The sequence below is a fragment of the Streptomyces sp. M41 genome (assembly GCF_043673425.1).
Lineage (GTDB): Bacteria > Actinomycetota > Actinomycetes > Streptomycetales > Streptomycetaceae > Streptomyces.
In genome coordinates this window covers 1,681-5,153 of the sequence record NZ_JBIMKE010000062.1, presented here as the reverse complement: position 1 = coordinate 5,153, position 3,473 = coordinate 1,681, and the positions used below count along the sequence as shown (strand labels likewise).

Annotated in this window: 2 rRNA genes; both read right to left on the bottom strand. The window is 57.3% G+C overall.

The window, feature by feature from the left end:
* Positions 1 to 117, bottom strand: a 5S ribosomal RNA gene (rrf, locus tag ACHBTE_RS35665).
* A gap of 91 nt (positions 118 to 208) precedes the next feature.
* A 23S ribosomal RNA gene (locus tag ACHBTE_RS35660) occupies positions 209 to 3,331 on the bottom strand.
* Positions 3,332 to 3,473 lie beyond the last annotated feature (142 nt).

Sequence of the window (3,473 nt, the reverse complement as noted above, 5' to 3'; positions counted from 1 at the left end):
GTTCGGCGGCGTCCTACTCTCCCACAGGGTCCCCCCTGCAGTACCATCGGCGCTGTAAGGCTTAGCTTCCGGGTTCGGAATGTAACCGGGCGTTTCCCTCACGCTATAACCACCGAAACACTATGAAACTGTCAAACAATGCCGCACCGTATGTGGCCATACGGGGCTGTTCGTGGTTTCAGAACCAACACAGTGGACGCGAGCAACTGAGGACAAGCCCTCGGCCTATTAGTACCGGTCACCTCCACACGTTACCGTGCTTCCAGATCCGGCCTATCAACCCAGTCGTCTACTGGGAGCCTTACCCCATCAAGTGGGTGGGAGTCCTCATCTCGAAGCAGGCTTCCCGCTTAGATGCTTTCAGCGGTTATCCCTCCCGAACGTAGCCAACCAGCCATGCCCTTGGCAGAACAACTGGCACACCAGAGGTTCGTCCGTCCCGGTCCTCTCGTACTAGGGACAGCCCTTCTCAAGACTCCTACGCGCACAGCGGATAGGGACCGAACTGTCTCACGACGTTCTAAACCCAGCTCGCGTACCGCTTTAATGGGCGAACAGCCCAACCCTTGGGACCGACTCCAGCCCCAGGATGCGACGAGCCGACATCGAGGTGCCAAACCATCCCGTCGATATGGACTCTTGGGGAAGATCAGCCTGTTATCCCCGGGGTACCTTTTATCCGTTGAGCGACGGCGCTTCCACAAGCCACCGCCGGATCACTAGTCCCGACTTTCGTCCCTGCTCGACCCGTCGGTCTCACAGTCAAGCTCCCTTGTGCACTTACACTCAACACCTGATTGCCAACCAGGCTGAGGGAACCTTTGGGCGCCTCCGTTACCCTTTAGGAGGCAACCGCCCCAGTTAAACTACCCATCAGACACTGTCCCTGATCCGGATCACGGACCCAGGTTAGACATCCAGCACGACCAGAGTGGTATTTCAACGACGACTCCACGAACACTGGCGTGCCCGCTTCAAAGTCTCCCACCTATCCTACACAAGCCGAACCGAACACCAATATCAAACTGTAGTAAAGGTCCCGGGGTCTTTCCGTCCTGCTGCGCGAAACGAGCATCTTTACTCGTAGTGCAATTTCACCGGGCCTATGGTTGAGACAGTCGAGAAGTCGTTACGCCATTCGTGCAGGTCGGAACTTACCCGACAAGGAATTTCGCTACCTTAGGATGGTTATAGTTACCACCGCCGTTTACTGGCGCTTAAGTTCTCAGCTTCGCCCCACCGAAATGGAGCTAACCGGTCCCCTTAACGTTCCAGCACCGGGCAGGCGTCAGTCCGTATACATCGCCTTACGGCTTCGCACGGACCTGTGTTTTTAGTAAACAGTCGCTTCTCGCTGGTCTCTGCGGCCACCCCCAGCTCGAGCAGCAAGTACTCTCACCAGATGTGGCCCCCCTTCTCCCGAAGTTACGGGGGCATTTTGCCGAGTTCCTTAACCATAGTTCACCCGAACGCCTCGGTATTCTCTACCTGACCACCTGAGTCGGTTTAGGGTACGGGCCGCCATGAAACTCGCTAGAGGCTTTTCTCGACAGCATAGGATCATCCACTTCACCACAATCGGCTCGGCATCAGGTCTCAGACTATGTGCAAGGCGGATTTACCTACCTTGCGTCCTACACCCTTACCCCGGGACAACCACCGCCCGGGATGGACTACCTTCCTGCGTCACCCCATCACTCACCTACTAACCGCTTGGTTCGGCGGCTCCACCACTCCGAGATTGTCCGAAGACGCACCCGGCGGTTTCACGGCCTTAGCATCACGATGCTCGATGTTTGACGCTTCACAGCGGGTACCGGAATATCAACCGGTTATCCATCGACTACGCCTGTCGGCCTCGCCTTAGGTCCCGACTTACCCTGGGCAGATCAGCTTGACCCAGGAACCCTTAGTCAATCGGCGCACACGTTTCTCACGTGTGAATCGCTACTCATGCCTGCATTCTCACTCGTGAACCGTCCACCACTGCCTTCCGGCGCGGCTTCACCCGGCACACGACGCTCCCCTACCCATCACAGCAGGCGTTGGCCCTTATGCTGCAATGACACGACTTCGGCGGTACGCTTGAGCCCCGCTACATTGTCGGCGCGGAATCACTAGACCAGTGAGCTATTACGCACTCTTTCAAGGGTGGCTGCTTCTAAGCCAACCTCCTGGTTGTCTCTGCGACTCCACATCCTTTCCCACTTAGCGTACGCTTAGGGGCCTTAGTCGATGCTCTGGGCTGTTTCCCTCTCGACCATGGAGCTTATCCCCCACAGTCTCACTGCCGCGCTCTCACTTACCGGCATTCGGAGTTTGGCTAAGGTCAGTAACCCGGTAGGGCCCATCGCCTATCCAGTGCTCTACCTCCGGCAAGAAACACACGACGCTGCACCTAAATGCATTTCGGGGAGAACCAGCTATCACGGAGTTTGATTGGCCTTTCACCCCTAACCACAGGTCATCCCCCAGGTTTTCAACCCTGGTGGGTTCGGTCCTCCACGAAGTCTTACCTCCGCTTCAACCTGCCCATGGCTAGATCACTCCGCTTCGGGTCTTGAGCGCGCTACTGAATCGCCCTGTTCGGACTCGCTTTCGCTACGGCTTCCCCACACGGGTTAACCTCGCAACACACCGCAAACTCGCAGGCTCATTCTTCAAAAGGCACGCAGTCACGAGAATGGAGCAAGCTCCATTCCGACGCTCCCACGGCTTGTAGGCACACGGTTTCAGGTACTATTTCACTCCCCTCCCGGGGTACTTTTCACCATTCCCTCACGGTACTATCCGCTATCGGTCACCAGGGAATATTTAGGCTTAGCGGGTGGTCCCGCCAGATTCACACGGGATTTCTCGGGCCCCGTGCTACTTGGGAAATACGCAAGAGAGCCGCTGATGTTTCGACTACGGGGGTCTTACCCTCTACGCCGGACCTTTCGCATGTCCTTCGCCTACATCAACGGTTTCTGACTCTCCGACCGGCCGGCAGACCGATCAAGCACACTCCCACAACCCCGTATACGCAACCCCTGCCGGGTCTCACACGTATACGGTTTAGCCTCATCCAGTTTCGCTCGCCACTACTCCCGGAATCACGGTTGTTTTCTCTTCCTGCGGGTACTGAGATGTTTCACTTCCCCGCGTTCCCTCCACTTGCCCTATGTGTTCAGGCAAGGGTGACAGCCCATGACGACTGCCGGGTTTCCCCATTCGGACACCCCCGGATCAAAGCCTGGTTGACGACTCCCCGGGGCCTATCGTGGCCTCCCACGTCCTTCATCGGTTCCTGGTGCCAAGGCATCCACCGTGCGCCCTTAAAAACTTGGCCACAGATGCTCGCGTCCACTGTGCAGTTCTCAAACAACGACCAGTACACCGTCACACACCCCAGCAGGAGTGCTACACCGGCGCCGGCAACTGAAGGCAGCCACATTCGGCCGTACCCTCAGACACCCAACAGCGTGCCCGAC